Consider the following 2589-nt stretch of genomic DNA (forward strand, 5'->3'; position numbering starts at 1 on the left):
TGACGAATCAGACGGCTCCCCTACTCCTCCTCGATGACATCTTCGACAAGCTAGACAGCGACCGCGTGGAGCGCATCATCGAGCTCGTTGCTACGGACACTTTCGGGCAGATCTTTATCACCGACACGAACCGCAAGTACCTCGATGAGATTATCTCCTCAAAGCAAGTCCCCTACCGCCTCTTCCAGATCCAGGAGGGCTCCCCGACAGAAGTCACCGCAGGGTGCTAGTCATTTTGTAAGAAAAGAGTACTCTTTGGGCTTGAAAAAAGGACTTTAGCGCAAAGTCTTGTGGAAATAGTTTGTTTCTCCACTTTAATTCCGTATCTTTGTAGGGGCAAAGAGAGGAGACTCTAAAAAGCTTTCTCTTTGCTCCTTCTAAACAAAGCAAATGGCAGTCGCACAGACCACCTATTGCACACATAGACAAGCATATAATCCCAAAACAATAAATATAGTAAGATGAAAAAGCACAACTTCTATGCTGGTCCCTCGGTACTGAACCGTGGCGTGATCGAGCGCACTGCTGATGCGGTGCTGAACTTTGCTGACATGGATCTCTCACTCCTTGAGATCTCACACCGCAGCAAGCAATTCCAAGCTGTAATGGACGAGGCCGTAGCTACTTTCAAGGAGCTACTGGACATCCCCGAGGGTTACGAGGTACTCTTCCTCGGTGGTGGTGCTAGCCTCCAGTTCTACATGGTACCGCTCAACCTCATGGGCAAGAAAGCAGCTTACCTCAACACAGGTACGTGGTCTACCAACGCTATCAAGCAGGCTGGCTACGTAGACAAGGTATTCGGCACGGAGACTGTTGTTGTCGCTTCTTCAGAGGACAAGAACTTCACCTACATCCCCAAGAACTTCACCATCCCCGAGGATGTAGACTACTTCCACTACACCTCCAACAATACCATCTACGGTACAGAGATCCGCAAGGACTTCGACTGCAAGGTACCTCTCGTAGCCGATATGAGTAGTGATATCTTCTCTCGTCCAGTAGATGTCAGCAAGTACGACTGTATCTACGGTGGTGCTCAGAAGAATATGGGCCCTGCAGGTACGACCTTCGTAGTAATCCGCAAGGATGCTCTAGGCAAGTTCGAGCGTGTCATCCCAACGATGCTTGACTACCAGACGCACGTCAAGAAGGGCTCTATGTTCAATACGCCTCCTGTCCTACCTATCTACACCTGCCTCCAAACTATGAAGTGGTACAAGGAGATGGGCGGTGTCAAGGCTATGGAGCAGCGTGCTAAGGAGAAGGCTGACGCTCTCTACACAGAGATCGACCGCAACAAGCTCTTCCGTGGTACTGTCGAGGCTGAGGATCGCTCTCGTATGAACGTATGCTTCGTCCTCAACGACGAGTATGCTGAGCTACAGGATGACTTCTTCAACTTCGCTACCGAGCGCGGTATGGTAGGTATCAAGGGTCACCGCTCTGTAGGTGGCTTCCGTGCATCTCTCTACAACGGCCTCGAGATGGAGAGCGTACAGGCTCTGATCAAGGCTATGCAGGACTTCGAGAAGAAGCACTAATCTCTCTCATTACTTACATAACACTATCTGTCCTACCCCGCAGCACCTCACACCAACAGGGGGTCTACGGGGTAGGCGTCTAAATAAAGATATCACTCAATACTATGACTAAAGTACTTATCGCAACGGAGAAGCCCTTTGCACCAGTCGCTGTAGATGGCATTCGTAAGATTGTAGAGGGTGCTGGCTTTGAGCTAGTACTCCTAGAGAAATATACAGAGCGTCAGCAACTCCTCGACGCTGTCAAGGATGTAGACGCTATCATCGTACGTAGTGACAAGGTCCAGGCTGACGTCTTTGAGGCTGCTAAGAATCTCAAGATCGTCGTACGTGCTGGCGCTGGCTATGACAACGTAGACCTAGAGGCTGCTACCAAGCACAATGTCTGCGTGATGAACACCCCAGGACAGAACTCTAACGCTGTCGCTGAGCTCGCTTTCGCACTCATGCTAGCTATGGTTCGCAACCACTTCAACGGCAAGTCTGGCTCTGAGCTCAAGGGCAAGAAGCTCGGTATCCAGGGCTTCGGACACATCGGTCGCTGCCTAGCTAAGATCGCTCACGGCTTCGGCATGGAGGTCTACTACAACAAGCGTCACCGTCTCGATGCCGCTGAGGAGAAGGAGCTCGGGCTCACCTACTGCAGCCAGGAGGACCTCTTCAAGCAGTGCGACATCGTATCACTGAATACGCCTAAGACCGCTGAGACTGTCAAGAGCATCAACGGTAAGTATGTCAAGATGATGCCTCAGGGTGGTCTTATCGTCAATACAGCTCGCAAGGAGATCATCGACGAGGAGTGCTTCCTCGCAGCTCTCAAGGAGCGCACAGACGTACGCTACGCTACCGACATCCAGCCTGACATGCACGAGGAGTACCAGAAGGAGCTACAGGATCGCTACCTAGCTACCGCTAAGAAGATGGGCGCTCAGACGGCTGAGGCAAACATCAACGCTGGTCTTGCTGCTGCTAACCAGATCGTCGGCTTCATCAAGGATGGTTGCGAGACCTTCCGCGTCAACTAATCTGTAGACGACTTAGAGAC

2 protein-coding genes and 1 pseudogene are annotated in these 2589 nt (G+C 51.4%); all 3 read left to right on the top strand.

Translation table 11 applies throughout. The features are described from left to right. Nucleotides 1-230: pseudogene (locus Q0X57_RS08105) on the top strand (DNA replication and repair protein RecF); the annotation flags it as partial. A 231-nt stretch (nt 231-461) separates the two neighbouring features. Beyond that, a complete protein-coding gene (serC, locus tag Q0X57_RS08110; RefSeq protein WP_297729974.1) occupies nt 462-1544 on the top strand; it encodes a 3-phosphoserine/phosphohydroxythreonine transaminase in 1083 nt (360 codons plus the stop codon). Between the two features lie 104 nt (nt 1545-1648). Beyond that, nucleotides 1649-2569: an NAD(P)-dependent oxidoreductase gene (locus tag Q0X57_RS08115; RefSeq protein ID WP_007366173.1), complete on the top strand. Its 921-nt coding sequence runs from the start codon at nt 1649-1651 to the stop codon at nt 2567-2569. Nucleotides 2570-2589 lie beyond the last annotated feature (20 nt).

This window comes from uncultured Porphyromonas sp. (genome assembly GCF_947254915.1).
Taxonomy (GTDB): Bacteria; Bacteroidota; Bacteroidia; order Bacteroidales; family Porphyromonadaceae; genus Porphyromonas.

Coding starts and splice junctions, on each gene's coding strand:
- serC (WP_297729974.1), top strand. CDS start 462: ATGAAAAAGCACAACTTCTATGCTGGTCCCTCGGTACTGAACCGTGGC.
- Q0X57_RS08115 (WP_007366173.1), top strand. CDS start 1,649: ATGACTAAAGTACTTATCGCAACGGAGAAGCCCTTTGCACCAGTCGCT.